The organism is Nitrosomonas aestuarii (assembly GCF_003046585.1).
In the GTDB taxonomy this organism is placed as follows: domain Bacteria; phylum Pseudomonadota; class Gammaproteobacteria; order Burkholderiales; family Nitrosomonadaceae; genus Nitrosomonas; species Nitrosomonas aestuarii.
The window spans coordinates 240,392-258,043 of the sequence record NZ_QAAE01000001.1 but is presented as its reverse complement, the minus strand read 5'-3'; the positions used below and the strand labels follow the sequence as shown (position 1 = coordinate 258,043).

Annotated in this window: 18 protein-coding genes and 1 riboswitch; of the genes, 8 read left to right on the top strand and 10 right to left on the bottom strand. The window is 44.2% G+C overall.

What is annotated here, in order from left to right; translation table 11 throughout:
* Positions 1-42 precede the first annotated feature (42 nt).
* The 10 genes from C8R11_RS01255 to C8R11_RS15955 all read right to left on the bottom strand — a co-directional run bounded on the left by C8R11_RS01255 (position 43) and on the right by C8R11_RS15955 (position 8,606).
* Entirely contained in the window at positions 43-372 is a 330-nt protein-coding gene (locus C8R11_RS01255) for an urease subunit beta (RefSeq protein ID WP_107794104.1), read from the bottom strand.
* Positions 373-392: 20 nt separating this feature from the next.
* Positions 393-695 (bottom strand): urease subunit gamma, encoded by a 303-nt coding sequence (gene ureA, locus C8R11_RS01250; protein WP_090698673.1) that lies wholly within the window; start codon positions 693-695, stop codon positions 393-395.
* Positions 696-778: 83 nt separating this feature from the next.
* Entirely contained in the window at positions 779-1,774 is a 996-nt protein-coding gene (locus C8R11_RS01245) for an urease accessory protein UreD (protein WP_107794103.1), read from the bottom strand.
* A gap of 334 nt (positions 1,775-2,108) precedes the next feature.
* The gene (locus C8R11_RS01235; protein ID WP_244907504.1) at positions 2,109-3,566 is read right to left on the bottom strand and encodes a hypothetical protein; all 1,458 of its coding nucleotides are present in this window, start codon (positions 3,564-3,566) and stop codon (positions 2,109-2,111) included.
* Positions 3,567-3,872: 306 nt separating this feature from the next.
* Positions 3,873-4,796, bottom strand: a complete 924-nt coding sequence (locus tag C8R11_RS01230; RefSeq protein ID WP_107794101.1) for a metal ABC transporter permease — start codon at positions 4,794-4,796, stop codon at positions 3,873-3,875.
* Positions 4,796-5,581 (bottom strand): metal ABC transporter ATP-binding protein, encoded by a 786-nt coding sequence (locus C8R11_RS01225; protein WP_107794100.1) that lies wholly within the window; start codon positions 5,579-5,581, stop codon positions 4,796-4,798. The genes C8R11_RS01230 and C8R11_RS01225 overlap by 1 nt, the downstream gene beginning before the upstream one ends.
* A gap of 225 nt (positions 5,582-5,806) precedes the next feature.
* Positions 5,807-6,775: a metal ABC transporter substrate-binding protein gene (locus C8R11_RS01215; RefSeq protein ID WP_107794186.1), complete on the bottom strand. Its 969-nt coding sequence runs from the start codon at positions 6,773-6,775 to the stop codon at positions 5,807-5,809.
* Positions 6,776-6,819: 44 nt separating this feature from the next.
* Entirely contained in the window at positions 6,820-7,359 is a 540-nt protein-coding gene (gene ureE / locus C8R11_RS01210; protein ID WP_107794098.1) for an urease accessory protein UreE, read from the bottom strand.
* Between the two features lie 348 nt (positions 7,360-7,707).
* Complete coding sequence (locus C8R11_RS01205) at positions 7,708-8,154, bottom strand: universal stress protein (RefSeq protein ID WP_107794097.1); 447 nt, start codon at positions 8,152-8,154, stop codon at positions 7,708-7,710.
* Positions 8,155-8,459: 305 nt separating this feature from the next.
* Positions 8,460-8,606, bottom strand: coding sequence for a hypothetical protein (locus tag C8R11_RS15955; protein ID WP_181258119.1), 147 nt, complete (start codon positions 8,604-8,606; stop codon positions 8,460-8,462).
* Positions 8,607-9,107: 501 nt separating this feature from the next.
* Positions 9,108-9,204, top strand: a riboswitch (glycine riboswitch).
* A 54-nt stretch (positions 9,205-9,258) separates the two neighbouring features.
* On the opposite strand from C8R11_RS15955, the gene gcvT reads away from it, so the two are divergent.
* The 8 genes from gcvT to C8R11_RS01165 all read left to right on the top strand — a co-directional run bounded on the left by gcvT (position 9,259) and on the right by C8R11_RS01165 (position 17,048).
* Positions 9,259-10,350 (top strand): glycine cleavage system aminomethyltransferase GcvT, encoded by a 1,092-nt coding sequence (gcvT, locus tag C8R11_RS01200; protein ID WP_107794096.1) that lies wholly within the window; start codon positions 9,259-9,261, stop codon positions 10,348-10,350.
* Between the two features lie 39 nt (positions 10,351-10,389).
* The gene (gcvH, locus tag C8R11_RS01195; RefSeq protein ID WP_090698691.1) at positions 10,390-10,779 is read left to right on the top strand and encodes a glycine cleavage system protein GcvH; all 390 of its coding nucleotides are present in this window, start codon (positions 10,390-10,392) and stop codon (positions 10,777-10,779) included.
* Between the two features lie 88 nt (positions 10,780-10,867).
* Positions 10,868-12,220, top strand: a complete 1,353-nt coding sequence (gene gcvPA / locus C8R11_RS01190) for an aminomethyl-transferring glycine dehydrogenase subunit GcvPA (RefSeq protein WP_107794095.1) — start codon at positions 10,868-10,870, stop codon at positions 12,218-12,220.
* Between the two features lie 77 nt (positions 12,221-12,297).
* Positions 12,298-12,792, top strand: a complete 495-nt coding sequence (tpx, locus tag C8R11_RS01185; protein ID WP_107794094.1) for a thiol peroxidase — start codon at positions 12,298-12,300, stop codon at positions 12,790-12,792.
* Between the two features lie 40 nt (positions 12,793-12,832).
* Positions 12,833-14,284 (top strand): aminomethyl-transferring glycine dehydrogenase subunit GcvPB, encoded by a 1,452-nt coding sequence (gcvPB, locus tag C8R11_RS01180; RefSeq protein ID WP_107794093.1) that lies wholly within the window; start codon positions 12,833-12,835, stop codon positions 14,282-14,284.
* A 207-nt stretch (positions 14,285-14,491) separates the two neighbouring features.
* Positions 14,492-15,427, top strand: coding sequence for a carbohydrate kinase family protein (locus C8R11_RS01175; RefSeq protein WP_107794092.1), 936 nt, complete (start codon positions 14,492-14,494; stop codon positions 15,425-15,427).
* 115 nt (positions 15,428-15,542) lie between these two features.
* A complete protein-coding gene (locus C8R11_RS01170; RefSeq protein ID WP_107794091.1) occupies positions 15,543-16,400 on the top strand; it encodes an endonuclease/exonuclease/phosphatase family protein in 858 nt (285 codons plus the stop codon).
* Between the two features lie 246 nt (positions 16,401-16,646).
* Entirely contained in the window at positions 16,647-17,048 is a 402-nt protein-coding gene (locus C8R11_RS01165) for a hypothetical protein (protein ID WP_107794090.1), read from the top strand.
* Positions 17,049-17,652: the final 604 nt, after the last annotated feature.

The following is a 17,652-nucleotide window of genomic DNA, read 5'->3' as shown; positions in this document are numbered from 1 at the left end:
CCCCTATAAATTTAAAATAAAAATCCAAGTATCAGTTCAAGCCTATGATTTTGGGACTGCTTTTTGCGTCAAGGACCCCATCACTTTCTGGTTAAAGCCATACACAATTCTGCTTCCGGCGAGATTGACTAATTCGACAGTGCGCTCCTGGCCAGGCTCAAAACGAATTGCCGTGCCTGCCATAATATTAAGTCGCATACCGTAAGCTTCTTCCCGTTCGAAACTGAGCGCTGAATTGACTTCGTAAAAATGGAAATGTGATCCGACCTGCACTGGCCGGTCACCAGCATTTCGAACTCTGATTGTTTTCGTCTTACGGCCAACGTTTAATTGAATGTTACCCGCCTCAATGATTATTTCACCTGGAATCATTATGTTATCTCCTTTAAATTTTAAGAAATCGGGTTGTGAACGGTGACCAGTTTGGTGCCATCTGGAAAGGTGGCTTCAACCTGAATATCGTGAATCATTTCCGGCACGCCTTCCATAACATCCGCTCGCGTCAAAATACGTGTGCCTTCTGACATCAGTTCGGCGACGGTACGTCCATCACGTGCGCCCTCCAGTACTGCACAGGTAATCAATGCGATTGCTTCGGGATAATTGAGTTTAACACCACGCGCTTTGCGCCTTTCCGCAACTAGTCCTGCAGTAAATATCTGAAGTTTATCTTTTTCTCTTGGGGTTAGATCCATGGTTTTCTCCTCAGTAACAAATAATTAATAAAGGCCTGCCTGAAATAAATACTGTGATTACCCATCTACCGCTATCCGCTACACTAGGTATTCCACATGCGCGGAACTTCTGCTTTACGTCCAAGCATGGCTGGCCGCAAAATGCCCCAGATCCTGAGCATGATTTGACGAGCAATTTCGCTTGAGTCACCTAAATAACGCGCCACCAGAACTGACTTTACTTGTGACACACCCAGATGACCAACGCCATTTGCCAGCTTATCTGCATCCTCACGCAAAGTGTTAATCAATTCACTCGTGTGCGTCCTATCGCTCACCGCAATCAGTGTTGCACACACTGTTTTGTCAGCTAACACCAACGGACTCTTCATTGCCATACCACCGCCGGCTAAATTTAATTGTTCATACCAGATCAATTTACCGTCACAACGGATATTAACCTTCTGCCTGATTCGCCCGCCATTAAAAGACTCCCCAAAAGCGGTACGGCCAAAACAAAATATTTCACAACCTATATAAGATGAATCTTTCGCTAACGTTACAGTATGATCGAGTTCTACTTCTGCATTATCGAAGAAAATGGTTTCCTGCGGCAGCCACTCCAGCGCTCCGCCCGCTTTCACATCAAGCTGGACATTCTGGTGTGAAACATGGCCGTTTGCCTTGTACCATTTAGCTGCACCCGGCGTCGTTATCTGCACATTTGCAGCAGCGCCAACGCGACTGGCGATCTCAAGCCTGTCCCCACCGACAACGCCTCCGGGGGGATGCACAATGACAACATGGCATACTTCCGGACCTTCGGGATAAAAGGGTTTTTGCACGTATAACTGGCCAAAATGGTCACGCCCAACTAATCTGCATTTTTCATCTTCTCTGCTAAAGGCTAATGAAATACTTGCATCGGGTTTTTTATCCAACGCCGATGATGGCAGTTTGTTCTGTTCCGGCTCTTTATTGTTGAGAGTCTGATCTAGTGACAAACAATTAGCGTCTATTTTGTTCAATGAAAAAACAGAAGCATTTTTTTGGATTGTTTTTTTTTTAGCTGGTTTTGCGTCGTGAATATTAGAATTCATGAAATCTATATGCTTAATTTGAGGTATGTGCGTTTTCGTTTTTTTGCAAACACATTCAAAACAGATTATCAATCTTTTTTGGAGTGTCGATACATTAACCTTTGTACAAACATTACACTCAATTTCTGGCGATGTAAATATTGTAAATACAGAAAATTACATAAACATCAATATGATTTTTCTATGGTTTTTCATACTGAAGCAACTGTTGCCAGAAACCAGCACAAACGAATGATTATAATTTTGGCGTATACTTATGCTATTAATCCATTAAAAATGATCAGTTAATGGACTAATAGCATGAAAAATGGTCTTGATAAAACGCATTTGGTAACTAGATTTGTATCTGGAACGACAACTTAAATACATTGACTTTTTCGCCAAATGCGCCGGGTGCATAGTTTAAGCCTTTCGTAAACAAATCTCCGTACTGATAATACGCAGATATGCGCGCATTAAAACCGTCAATTATATAATTCATGCCGCCCTCAACCTCTTCACGGTTACTGCTGTTATCAGGTTGCACGCTGGTATATCTACCATAGGGCTGGAATTGACCAATTCCGATTTTGGTGGGAAACAAATAAAGTCCGGTTACAGTCCAGGATTGCCCGTCAAAAATACAAAAACAATCGGGATCAGCGAATGCTCTTCTGTCGTAATCCGCATAAAAATGCTTATACTCGCCGTTCACAGTGACGACACCGAGATTTTGCGGTAACACTTTTTCAAACAAAACATCGGTCACCAGTCCGAGAAAATCGCTGCGGCTCGCAAAGGAACCGGCACCATTCTTTTGATAAGCAAAGCCAAAAGCGACAGCCAGAATATCACCGGCGGTTCCGTAATAAGTACTGCTGGTATAGTAACCCGGATTATTTTCAGGGTTCAGGAAATTATACGTTACACGTCCAGCCCATTTTACGTCATCACCCTGATTGGGCCCCAGATCATTTTTTGAAGACAACCCTCTGTAAACGCCACCTGCGTAACTCAGTGTACCGGGAATAAACCTTGGTTCAACGCTGCCCCAGATTGTACCGCCGTCATCCCGGCCGTATCGCCCTGCGCCCCCGGCACCGAATTTAGTACTAAAGTCACTGGGGAAAAAAGGGGTTTTAAAAGGGTCGTGCGTAGCTTGATAAAAGGGACCGCTCAATTCTCCACGTTCGGTCGGCACCAGCATGCGCCCGCCCCAGACGTTAAAATGACTGTTGTATTCAAATTTACCCACTGCGTCCAGCACCGTAAATAGAAGTTTTGGGCTATCACCTGCATGTGTATTATTGCACCAGAAGCATTCGGTATTAAACTCAAACTTGAGAAAGCGATGAATCTGGCCATTCACATAGATACGGGCGTTGTCATTGCTATAACGATCACGGTAGTTGTTCTGCGCATTTTGCGCCCAGACCCCTGAGCCTCGGTAACCGGCGCCTATTGTTAACCATCGATAGTCATCATACTCCATTCGGAATTTGAGTTTATCAAAGCCAACTTTTACGTTCCCTATTTTGGCATGATTGGTTTTGAAGTCATTGCCACTAAGCCACCAATCTTGTTTTTCTCTATCACCAACACCGCCTGTTTCATCATGACCGGGATCAGCTTTGAAGTCATCCGCATGAACATTTGACACCGGAACCGCGGCAACAAGTAATGCAATTACTAAAGCAAAAATGAGGTAGCTGCTTTCTGGTCTATTACCCAAAAAAAAGCTATGTAACTTATTTCCCAGCTTACAACTGTCTGGACCGGATTCGTGATGCGTCTGCTCAACATTAATCTTCATTCATGAATCTCCCTTTAATTTATGATGCAAGATAAAACACAAACACTTCGAAGGCGTTAAACAAGAACTGTTATTAATGACCTCTAAATTACAAACATGTAAACATGTAATTACTGTGAAACAAAAACGGCTGCTGAAACTTGGCAGGTAATTGCGAGAATAATCTTTAAACTTCGTTGAAGTTGTTATTTTTTTTGAATATAGCTTTAAAATTTTTGAAAGTAAATAATAATTTTCCAAAAAACTGCAATACACCGGGGTATGTCAGCAAACATATTTATATGTGTGGTGACAAAGTGACCTTACTTATTTTTTTATTGATGCTTCATCAGCGTCATTTTGAATGTCACGCCTGTTGTCACGTGGATGAGAATGGATTAAATTGCCATGACGGTGCATATTGGCATGCAACATTCTTTTTTCCCGAATATGCCTGATCAAAACAGCAAAACAGAATATTAGTGCACCGAACAGTACAATTGTTGCGCCAGAAGCTATATCAAAAGCATAACTCAAATACATCCCACCTGCTCCGATCAGAGCGCCGACTGCGATGGAATATAGTTGCATCGTGCTAAAACTGTCCGTCATCATTCGCGCTGTCATTGCCGGCATGATTAAGGTTGCCGCGATCATGGTTACGCCAACGATATTCATTGAAACAATAATAGACAGTGTTAGCAGCAGTGCAAATATCAATTGCACTGCTTCTGTTTTAATGCCGAAAATCTTTGCAGCCTCGTTATCGAAAGTAGAAAAAAGTAATGGCCTGTACAAAAAAAACATTGCAACCATAGTTGCTGCAGTAACTAGTCCAATTATAATCAGATCGTAACCGGTAATACCCAGAATGTTACCAAACAAGGCAGAATCAAGACTGCGGTTTAAAGTACGCTGCTGGCTGATAATGACCACACCTAGGGCAAACATGGCGGTTGTTACTATACCGATAGCCGCATCGGATTTAATCTTTCTGTTTTTTGTCATTTGATTGATCAGCAATGCTGCAAGCAAACCCATGGCGCCAGCACCTACGTAATAATTAAAGCTGAAAACGAATCCAATGACTGCGCCACCAAATGCAGCATGTGACAGGCCATGCCCAACATAGCTCATACCGCGCAGTACAACATGCACACCAATTAATCCACATAACGCACCGACCATGACTGCAGCCAGCAGACCGTGTCGAAAAAATGCATAATCGAGTGGTTCTAACAAAAATTGCATCAAGGATTGTGATTGAGTTTCAAAGGCGTGCTATTGGCGATCAAATAATACTCGCCATGTTTGATTATGACGATTTCACTGCCATATGTCTTAGCGAGAATTTCATTGGTAAAAATATCGCCTGGGCGGCCTTCTGCGACAACACCGTTATTGAAGCAAATTACCCAGGGCAAATGCGAGGCAACAGCATTGAGGTCGTGTGTTGTCAGCAAAATCGTCATGCCCTGGCTGTTGATGTCGCCCAACAGATGCAGTACTTCGTGCTGGGTTTTAATATCCACACCGGAAGTCGGTTCATCAAGTACTAGAAACTGTGGATTATTGATTAAAGCGCGCGCAAGAAACGCGCGCTGGCGCTGTCCACCCGAAGTATGCGCGATATGCTGATGCAGGCAATTATAAATACCCAGCTTTTCAGCCAATTCATGGACACGTTCCCGCTCTTCCCTGCTTTGCCACGGCAGGCTGCATTTGTTGGTATACAATCCCATTAAAATGACTTCTTCCACTGTAACCGGAAAGCTCCAGTCCACACTTTCCAATTGAGGAACATAGCCAATTTTCTTGCCCGGCACACTATTTACTGGCTGAGTGTTCAACAATACCTCACCGGATAATACGGGTTGCACGCCTAAGATAGTTTTGAGCAAAGTTGTTTTACCGCAACCTGTAGGACCTACTATACCGGCAAACTGACCCGCATGAATATTAAGCGATAAATGTGTAAATACGATAGTGCTGTCATAACCGGCAGTCACATCGATCAAAGTGATGGCAGGGTTCATCCCGCAGATTTAACAGGCTGTTGAAAAACTATCTGGTTTACCGTTGCAGCATTAAAAACAAACTCAAGATGCTCATTTTTTACACATAGACTCTGCTTTCTAACCCCCACGTTCTGGGCTTCGTCCTTTGGGTCGGTTACCAGTCGTACAAAAATTGCCTGCAGCAATTTTGACACCTGTCTTTGCCTTGTACCGGCTGCGTCGGAAATGTCTTTCTTCGGTCTGTTAATGGATAAGATTACGGGTGTCAACATTTGCTGCACAATCTGGATCACCTCCCAATGCTTCTGACATAATGGTCATATTATTAACCATCATGCCAATAAAAGAATCGCTGGGTTTTGCGGGCAGCTCGTCATCAGAAAGTTCTTCAATGAATCTGGCGCCGGATTCACGGGCAATTTGCGCCATTATTTTACTGGGAAAAACTTCTGAGCCGAAAATGGCCGGAATTTTTTCATTCTTGATTTGCTCGATAATGCGTATTACTTCACGGGGGCCAGGTTCAGTAAAACTTGCCGGCTGGATTGCCGCAATCACTTTCATACCGTAACGGGGCGCAAAATAAGCAAAAGAATCATGATAAGTAACCAATTTCCGATTACTTTCCGGAATGGACTTGACACAAGCAAAAATCGCCTCATCCAATTGCTTTAATTTGGCAATATAAACAGATGCATTAGCCTCATAAGCATCTTTATGCAACGGGTCAAACTCAACCAGATAGTTCCGGATGATTTCCACATATTTTATTGTCAAAGCGATATTAGGCCAGAGATGAGGATTCGGATGACCGTGCTCACGCGGAAAACTGAAATCATATTGCCACTCTTCTTTTCGCAGCGTTTTATTGCCCAGGTGCACAATGGGGGCATCGGATTTCTTAACTTTTTCTGCCAGCTTAATCGTGGGCAATTCAAGATCCAACCCATTCACAAAAATGATATCTGCTTCGGCCAGTGATTTTGCGTCCGCGGGCACAGGCTCAAAGGTATGTGAATCGACTCCGTTTGGGACTATACCAACTACGTTGACATATGTACCGCCAACATTTTCAACAATATTGGTGATAGGCGGCACTGTTGTAGCGACGCGTATGTTTTTGCCGGACTCTTCAGCATTTGCGGGATTTAAAATTAATAAAATTACGAGAAATACAAAAACGGTCGATACAAATAATTGCGGTCTTTTCATGCCAGATATTTTAATTTGTCTGCTAAGCAGCATAGAGCACTCTATTAGGGGGTTTTTGTGTCTGTTGCCCGATGTATCTTCTGACGAGTCGGAATTGGTGCAAGAGGCCCATGCGCATGGCTATGACCATGATCTTGACCGTCATTATGATGGTGATGTCCGCCTGCACTATAAGCGCCAGATTCCGGTTCAAATTGCGCACTTTCTTCGATCACAACTGCGCCCAGTCCTTCCAGCATTTCTTTCAATACACTGTCTTGACAGATACGCAAAAAACCGTCACCCACCTGCGTCATCGTATGACGGTTCCCGAGATGAAAGGCGCAACGCAAAAGATCTAACGGCGTGCTGCAAGTAATGCGATAAGTTGGTTCATCTGCAGAAACTATTTGTACAACTCTGCCATCGTCACTGCTAAGCAGGTCATTATTGCGCAGAACAGTCCCTCTCTGGGTAAAAATGGCAACTTCCTCTCCCGAAGTCAATGCTGTACGTAATCGACTATTTTCTCGCAACTCATAAGGCAGAATCAATTGCGCAAAAATTGAATCTGCATGCGTAACCTTCGCATTCAATATAAGCATTTATACTCCTTTAAAATTAGAAGAATTTCATAATTGCTGTGATATTTATGTAATCAATTTCCTGTTCTGACTTTTTCAAACAGCTGTTTAAACAAATCTCACGACCATAGAATTATTATTGTATATAAGCCTTGTGAACAATCAACAGTCCACAAATCTGCCGGGATTTAGCAGAATTAAAGTGTCAAGTCAGCAGACAATCGACTTGTTTGTCATTATTGTAGAGTGAAGACCGGGCGACCAAGGGAGCTACGTTGTTCTGTTTCCGTTTGTCTCCTGATTTTCTACTATCCGGCAGATATCTCCGGTTCAATTTGCATTGAATCTATCATCAGCTAAGACTGTTCATCACTCTTCTTTAGGAATGACTAATACCGGATGTTTTGTCATTCTTAAAACTTTTTGCACTGTACTGCCAACAAATAAATTACCCAGTGCACCACGGCCCTGTCCTGTCATGACAATGATGTCTATTGGATAGCTATTAGCGTATTTACATATTTCAGACGCGACATCCTCATTGCAGACAATTACATCAGTTTGTACTTGCTTACCGGTAAAATATTGTGCAGCGATTGAATCAAGCTTAGCTTTCGTTTGCTTCAGCACATCCGCCCGATATTCCTGAACAGCATTGGGATTGGGCATTTGTTTTAATAAATCAGGCGGCACGTCTCCAGATTGCACAATACTCAACAGCGTAATCTGATTTACTTGCATTTTTGCAGCGTAAGTTAAAGCAGCAAATGAAACAGTTGAAAAATCGGTAGTGACTAATATATTTTGAGATTGCATATGATTCAGTCCTTCTTAACTAGTTGAAAACTGTTTTTCTTTATGCCAAACAAGCTTTGAAAGCTTTTTCGTGCTGGGGCGACTAATGTTCCTTCAACTACAACCTGACAATCAACAAGTCCCGACAAAGATCATTAATCATTTTATCCATAATAACTGACAGATTTTCTCTTTGACTTTGCCAGTACTCCATCAACATAGGGAATGCTGTGTTCAATTTGCTTTCCAACGATACTGGCAAGTCAGGTATCGCCAGCAAAAGACAATACAACCTTCGTCAAAAAGTCTAACGCAACCAATATCGTTTAAATAGCTAACCAGTCGCGTGTGATCAGAGTATGTTTCATCACCACGTAACAGATTCGCCAAGGACGACCGACATTGTTCGCACGCCGCGCCCTTCCTGTAACGAAACGATTTGTGAACGCTGCATCCAGCATTTCTAGGTTCATGGATTACAAGTAGACTCCATCTGATACAATACTGTCAAGATTTTCATAAAAACGATCTCTATTTTTTCAGCCAAATAACCGCAAATACTTTTTTCGACACCACCTGTGTTTTTTTAAATTCGTCTGAAAACTTTTCAAAACGGCGGTCGATCCTTTCTATTTTCTATAAAAAACTGCAAGACAATTGCCATTTCTTTCTACGAAGCTGTAAGAATTGTACTCACCCTTCCTTTACAAGGTTCCGAACCAACCGCTTCATACTATCTATCAATAGATTAAATTAAAAATATAGAGTATAAATATTCAAAAAAAAAGCATGAAAAAATCATCTTAAGTCTTGTCTTAACCACTACTGCTAGGGTATAGTGCGCGCACAGCCAACATATGTTCAAGCAGGAGAGCGCGCTAATGCAATTGCACAATCATAGCGCCGCCGAAGGCGTAACCCCCCCGGAACCGCTCAGGCATGGTAGTCACGACAATTCCCTAAAAACCGCTTGAAACAGGCAATCTGGAGAGTGTCAAGGTTTAACTTGACCACCGAAGGGGCACGCGGTTTTTCCGTAAATCTCTCAGGTAAAAGGACAGAGGGGTGAAATTATTAAGAACATCATGGATATGATGACTTATTTTTTATTAACGGGAGAAAACCGTGCTGAAAAAAACACCCCTTAATCAAGCTCACCGTGAAATGAATGCCAAGATGGTAGATTTCGGTGGCTGGGATATGCCATTACATTATGGTTCACAGCTTGAAGAACATCATAAAGTCCGCCAGGATGCCGGCATGTTCGATGTCTCGCATATGCTACCTGTCGATATTAAAGGCGATAACGCACGCGGCTTTTTACGCCAGCTTGTCGCCAATAATGTTGACAAGCTCACCATCCCTGGCAAAGCTTTGTATACCTGCATGCTGACGCCACAAGGCGGCATCATTGATGATCTTATCGTCTACTTTTTATCCGAATCATGGTTTCGTGTTGTTGTGAATGCAGGCACCGCCGACAAGGATGTTGAATGGATTCTTAAACAACGTGACGCCCTTGCAACCGCCTTAGAAATTACTCCCCGCCGCGATCTGGCCATGATCGCAGTACAAGGACCCAATGCCCGCGCGAAATTATGGCAGGTCATCCCAGATTCTCAAGCTGCAACAGAAGAGCTCAAATTATTTCAATCCACCACACACAATCAATTTTTTATCGCTCGCACCGGTTATACAGGTGAAGATGGTTTTGAAATTATTGTACCCGCCGACGAAGCGCCCGCATTCTGGAAAGCGTTATATGCAGCCGGAGTAGCTCCAGCCGGGCTTGGTGCGCGTGATACGTTGCGCCTAGAAGCCGGCATGAATTTGTACGGCCAGGACATGGATGAAACCAAAACACCACTGGAATCAGGGCTTGGCTGGACAGTCGACCTAAAAAGCGAACGCGACTTTATCGGAAAACAAGCACTCCTGGACGCAAAAGTAACGCAGCAACTGGTCGGCCTGGTTTTACTGGATCGTGGCGTGCTGAGAAGTCATCAAAAAGTTGTTGCGCAACACAATGGCAGCGAACTGGAAGGTGAAATTACCAGCGGCGGTTTTTCACCGACCATCAATCAATCGATCGCCCTGGCACGCATACCCGCTGAAATTTCTCCCGATGATGACGTACATGTTTTAGTCAGAGATAAGAAATTACGCGTCAAAGTGGTAAAATACCCATTTGTACGGAACGGAAAAGTTCTGATTTAATTCGGCATCGTCAATCAATATTATTTCTGGAGTAAAAATATGAGCATTCCATCAGATCTGAAATATACTAAATCACATGAATGGGTTAAATCCGAAGCAGACGGCACTGTCAGCATAGGCATTACCCATCATGCCCAGGAATTGCTGGGTGATATGGTATTTGTTGAATTACCCCAAGTTGGGGATACCTTTACACAAAAACAGGAATGTGCTGTCGCCGAGTCCGTCAAAGCAGCTGCAGACGTCTACTCACCGATCTCCGGTGAAGTTGTTGAAATCAACACGCCGCTTGTTGATAATCCTGAAAACATTAATCAGGATGCCTTTGGCGCTTGGTTATTCAAATTAAAGCCGAGCAACCCTGCTGAATTAGATGGACTACTGGACGCTGCAGGCTATCAAGAAGTGCTGGATAACGAAGATCACTAGGACTTGATTACCATCATACAGTGCGAACAGCAAGCAACTGGTTGTTTATTTTTATATTGATATTCATTAGATTTTTTCATAATTAATCATGCCGTTTATCCCACACACAAAAGAAGATATTGCCGAAATGCTTGACAGCATTGGCGCAGAGTCGATTGAAACACTTTTTGATGAAATCCCAACCGATTTAAAAAGTGGCCAGTTAACAGAAGTTCCACCCGGATTGAGCGAAATGGAAATCACCCGGCTCATGATGGAACGTGCTAATCAGGATGGCTTATACCAGAATTTTATTGGCGCAGGCGCATACGAGCACCATATTCCTGCTGCAGTCTGGCAAATCACAACACGGGGTGAGTTTTATTCTTCATACACGCCTTATCAGGCGGAAGCCAGTCAGGGCACACTGCAATTGCTTTATGAATATCAGACAATGATGGCGTCACTGACCGGCATGGACGTTTCCAATGCCAGTATGTATGACGGCGCCACTGCGCTGGCCGAGGCTGCGTTGATGGCCGTACGTTCTCACAGAACATCCCGCCGCATTTTAATCCCGCAAACCGTTCATCCAGTCTATCGGAAAGTAGTACGCGCAATTGTCAGTAATCAGAAAATCGACATTATCGAACTGCCTTTCTGTACAAAATCCGGCCAGGTCTTACCCGATACACTGGAAGAATTCGGTAAGGAAGATTTTGCAGCATTGGTTATACCTCAACCCAATTTTTTCGGCGTTCTGGAGCAAGTCGACGCGCTCACCGATTGGGCGCACAGTAAAAACGCTTTGGCCATCGGCGTTGTAAATCCAACAGCGCTGGCTTTATTAACACCACCCGGCGAATGGGGTAACAAAGGCGCTGATATTGCAGTCGGTGAGGGACAACCCTTGGGAATACCATTATCCAGTGGCGGTCCTTATTTTGGCTTCATGGCCTGCAAAAATAGCTTAATCCGCCAGATCCCCGGTAGAATCATCGGCCGCACAAATGATCTGGATGGAAAAACCGGCTATGTGTTAACACTACAGGCCCGTGAGCAGCATATCCGCAGATCCAAGGCGACATCCAACATCTGTACCAACCAGGGTTTAATGGTTACCGCCGCTACTATTTATATGTCTTTGCTGGGCCCCGAGGGGTTGCGCCGGGTAGCTGAACATTCACATGCCAATACGATGGAATTAGTTCAAAAACTTGAAAAAGTTTCTGGTGTTGATAGAGTGTTCAGTGGCCCGATCTTTCATGAAGCTGCCCTCAAATTATCAAAGCCTGTTGGCGCCATTCTGGACAAACTTAAAAACAAAAAAATATTGGCTGGACTGAATCTGCAAGAATTTTACCCAGACTTGGAAAACACATTATTAGTCTGCGCCACAGAGACAAAAACTGCCGCTGATATTCAGGCTTTTGCCGAACAATTTGAACAGGCATTTGACTAACTAATCGAAGACAGCCGCAGCCACATGCACCACATCGAATTATTTTTTTAAAAGCTATTAATTATTAAGGAAAAAATATGGTCACTCATTTAGGCAATCCAATTCGTATCGACGGTGCTTTTCCCAAAGTTGGTCAAAAAGCACCTGCATTTTCACTTGTGAACCGTGATTTAGCCGATGTCACACTCGAAAATTTTGCCGGTAAGAAAAAAGTGCTGAATATTGTTCCTAGCCTTGATACACCGGTATGTGCCCTATCCACCCGTAAATTCAATGAACAAGCCAGTAACATGGATAACACGGCCGTCCTTATTATTGCGGCTGATTTACCATTCGCAATGAGCCGTTTTTGCGACGCCGAAAATCTGGATAAAGTAGTTACACTTTCCACCATGCGCGGAACAAACTTTATGAAGGATTATGGTGTTGCCATTGCAGAAGGCCCTTTTGCCGGTATCACAGCACGTGCAGTTATCGTTCTGGATGAGTCAGATACAATCGTGCATGCAGAGCTTGTATCCGAAATCGCAGACGAGCCTAATTACGAAGCCGCACTGGCTGCATTGAAATAACTCTTAACACACATCCAATACATCTATAACAACCCTGACCATGCTGATATTTGAACATGCGCGCCCCGGGCGTCGTAATTATTCCCAGGCGCCGACAACAACTGCAAGTGTGGATGGCATTCCAGACCATCTGTTGCGCAAGAAACAACCGCTGTTACCAGAAGTCTCCGAAATGGACACGGTTCGCCACTACACGCGGCTATCGCAAAAGAATTTTTCCATTGATACCGAATTCTACCCACTCGGTTCTTGTACCATGAAGTACAACCCGCGTGCGTGTAATTCACTCGCCATGCTGCCTCAAAATCTGGCTAGACATCCCTTAGCGCCTGAGGACACCGGGCAGGGATTTCTCGCCTGCATGTATGACTTACAGGAAATCCTGAAAAATATTACAGGCATGGCAGGAGTTAGTCTGACACCCATGGCGGGCGCTCAGGGTGAGCTGATCGGGGTCATGATGATTCGCGCTTACCATGAATCACGTGGTGATTTTGCACGTACGGAAATTATTGTACCCGATGCAGCGCATGGCACTAATCCGGCTACCGCTGTCATGTGCGGTTTTAAAGTTGTTGAAATTGCCACTGACAAAGAGGGTAATGTCGATCTGGATGCTTTGAAAGCGGCTGTCGGCCCGCAAACCGCAGGCTTAATGCTGACCAATCCTTCCACACTCGGTGTTTTTGAAGAAAACGTAACCGAAATGAGCCGCGTCGTTCATCAGGCCGGTGGCTTGCTGTACTACGATGGCGCCAATTTGAATGCTGTGTTGGGTAAAGTTAAACCAGGCGATATGGGCTTCGATGTGATACATATCAATCTGCATAAAACTTTTTCGACACCGCATGGCGGCGGTGGGCCGGGTTCCGCACCGGTCGGTGTCGCCAAGCGTTTGCTTCCATTTTTACCGGTACCCTTTGTAACTCAGGAAGACGGCAAATACCGTTGGGTAAACGAAAAAGAAAGACCACAATCAATTGGCCGGCTTTCTGCGCATATGGGTAATGCCGGCGTACTTCTACGTGCTTATATCTATGTACGTCTGCTAGGTAAAGACGGCATGCATCGGATCGCTGAATTTGCAACACTGAACGCTAATTATTTAATGGCTGAACTCAAAAAAGCCGGATTCGAAATTGCGTATCCGACGCGGCGCGCGAGTCATGAATTTATCGTAACGCTAAAAGACATAAAGGATAAAACCGGAATAACAGCCATGAACCTTGCCAAACGTCTTTTGGATAAGGGCTTCCATGCACCGACAACGTACTTCCCGATGCTGGTACCCGAATGCTTGTTAATCGAACCAGCGGAAACCGAATCCAAACAAACACTGGATGCATTTGTAACCGCCATGAAAGAAATTCTGACCGAAATAAAGGAACAGCCCGATATGGTCAAGAATGCACCCCACACTATGCCATTGCGTAAGCTAGACGACGTTAAAGCTGCGCGCGAACTGGATCTTTGCTGGAAACCTGACGCTTAGACTTCTTTACACAATATCTACAAAAACGCATACGCGTTACACATATTAAATGTAAACTCAATTTATTTTTTCCCTTGCGCTTCAGATGCGCAAGGGAAAACAATAACACAGGCATCCTTTCAATTTGCTTGACACTCAGTTACGAAATTTTGGCAATTCTGATGTGCAAGCCAATCATCTTCTAATCATTCTCTAAATTAAAAAACTATGCGTACATTGATCTGCGGCTCTATCGCCTACGATAACATCATGGTCTTTCCTGACCACTTCAAAAACCATATTCTTCCCGAAAAAATTCATGTACTGAATGTTGCATTTCTGGTACCGGAAATGCGTCGGGAATTCGGTGGCTGCGCGGGAAATATTGCCTATAACTTGAAAATGCTGGGCGGTGAACCGATCATGATGGCCACGGTAGGCGATGATATTCAGCCCTACTCTGAGCGTTTTAGTCAACTGAACCTGGATCAGTCTTGCATTTTTCATGTAAAAGATACCTTCACCGCACAGGCGTTTATTACCACCGACCTGGACGACAACCAGATTACAGCTTTTCATCCGGGCGCCATGAACTTTTCGCATCTCAATTCCGTTAATGATGCCGCAGAGATCAAACTCGGTATTATTGCACCGGATGGCCGTGATGGCATGATACAACATGCCAACGAATTTCATAAAGCCGGTATCCCGTTTATATTCGACCCTGGCCAGGGATTGCCTATGTATAATGGTGAGGAACTGACCGATTTTATTAACAAAGCGGATTATGTCGCGGTGAATGACTACGAGGGCCAGCTGCTGCAAGAACGTACCGGACTCACCATGGAAGCCATAGCGGATAGGATCAAAGCGCTTATCGTTACTTTGGGTGGAGAAGGTTCAATCATTTATGCCGATAACAAGCAAATCAAAATTCCCAGCGTCAAACCTGCAGAAATAGTCGACCCTACCGGGTGTGGTGATGCATATCGCGCGGGATTGCTCTATGGTATTGTCAATGACATGGACTGGCAGACAGCCGGACAACTTGGATCATTGATGGGCGCATTGAAAATTGCGCAGCGTGGCGGGCAAAATCACCAGTTCACACGTAACGAAATTGACCAATACTATTTCGAGCATTTTGCAAGCCGTATTTTCTAGGCGCGCAACTTATACATGCTGTGTTTTTGGAAAAAAATAAGCACCTGCCAGTAATACCCATCAATCACTCACGTCCCTCTTGGTAATGAACTGTTAGACAAGCAAAAAAGTAATCATGAAATTATTAAGCTGGAACATTCAATGGGGGCGTGGCATGGATGGCAAGGTTGACCTTGCACGAATTCTCACGACCATTCAACAACTGGGTGATTTTGATATTATTTGTCTGCAGGAAGTCGCGATCAATTTTCCCGGCCTGCCAGGCAGTGAAGGTGAAGACCAGTTTAAAATACTTTCGGCCGGACTGCCCGGCTATACGGCAATTTACAGCCCGGCAACTGATGTTCCAAACAGGCATGATAACCACACTCGCAGCCACTTTGGCAACGCAGTTTTTTCCCGGCTGCCCGTAGGACAAATCTGGCGCCATCTCTTGCCATGGGCTGCAGAGCCAGCCACACCCAGTATGCAACGTTCTCTGGTAGAGGCTGTAATAATCTCTGATGATTTCGTGCCGATACGGATAATGACAACGCATCTTGAATACTACTCCCGGCAGCAGCGCGCATTGCAAATTGAAACTATCCGTCATCTGCATGCAGAAGCCTGCCGCATGTCGCAGCATTCAATGCAAACTGTAAAACAAAGCGGACCTTTTGAAACTTTTCCACGACCTGCTGAGGCCATATTGTGTGGGGATCTGAATTTTCCCGCCACAGCATGCGAACGCTCGCAGATACTCGCACCGTTTGATAGCGGCATTCCGGCCCTCCATGATGCACGCACACTGTTATATCCGTACGAACCACATGCCCCGACCGTTGGTATCCATCCGGTAGACTTTGTTGATCAACCGGAATGTTTCGATTATATTTTTATCACTGAAGGATTGAAAAGACGCCTCAGGTCTTACGGCACCGATTCAATCACGCAGGCATCCGACCATCAACCAGTATGGATTGAACTTGCTTGAGATAAACTGCCAGCAAGCACCCTTTACCCATAGTCAGTCGCACATTGCGACTCCTTCTTTAGGCGAACTCGACGTACGACCTGTTCGTTTCATATTTCACTGACAATTCTTTCAAATTGTAACAAACAACTTTTTTTGTAACCAAAGCACCTTGATTTTTTAATCCCGGAATAATTCGATTCTCTCTCAGCGAGCGACTACATGTGCTAGGATTTTTGTTCTATCCACGCAACAGGGGAAACAACAATGAAACGCATAATTGCAGCACTCGTCTTTTTATCCTCAACCACCACAGTACATGCCGCCGGGCCATTTGACGGCATATATGCATTCAATTATAACGGCGATGTGGCTGGTTTTGCCTCAATTCATGAAAATAATGGCTTAATGATCGCAGTTATTCTGGAACCTTCCCCGTTTGATTCAACCTGGGAAGCGCTTCAAGGTGCACGCAACGGCAACAATGTCCGTTTAAGCTCAATTTTCGGAACCATTCATCTTGTAATCGACGCAACATTTAATGACGACAATTTTACGGGAGCAGCGACAATAATTTCGTGCAGCGATAATGATGACGATTCGTCAAACGACAATGACAATTGTGATACACCAATCGGTACTGTTCTAGATTTAACCAAGATTTTCTAATCAATAACCTGCACAAATATGCCGCCGGTTGAAAACCGGTGGCATCCGGCTCTCTTTCCATTATCCCCTTTTCACCTCATTCGCTCTCAACCAGCTCGCTATCAACCTACAAGCCAGTGAGAAGGGTTATCAAAGTGAGCGGCGCAAAGTAGTAGCAAAGGACAAAATACTTCAGACAAAGCTTCTGACCGGCTAGAAATCGGCAACACATCATGTAACGCTGAAAAATTAACTGAACTTATTTCTAAATTGATGAAGTACCTATACGCTTTGCTCCGCACAGATTTTCTTTACGAATGTTTTTGCACTGAATGGTGGCAAGCACAGCTAATATCAGAGCACTGGTATTGGGCGTCATCATCCACCATCAATAGTTCGCAGACCCGTGCAACTTAACACAATCAGAAGAAACTATGCTTGACTAAACTAAAGTCTAAGCATTAAATCAAAGTACGATACCACTATCTGTTGATAGTAATCAGATATAATCAGTCTTAACAAACTGCTTAATAACTACACTTGCATCAATTTGACCGCAATCATTTTCAGTTCTCGCGCCTGTTGATTAGGCGCGACACTAAAATGTTTAGGTCTCAATCTAATT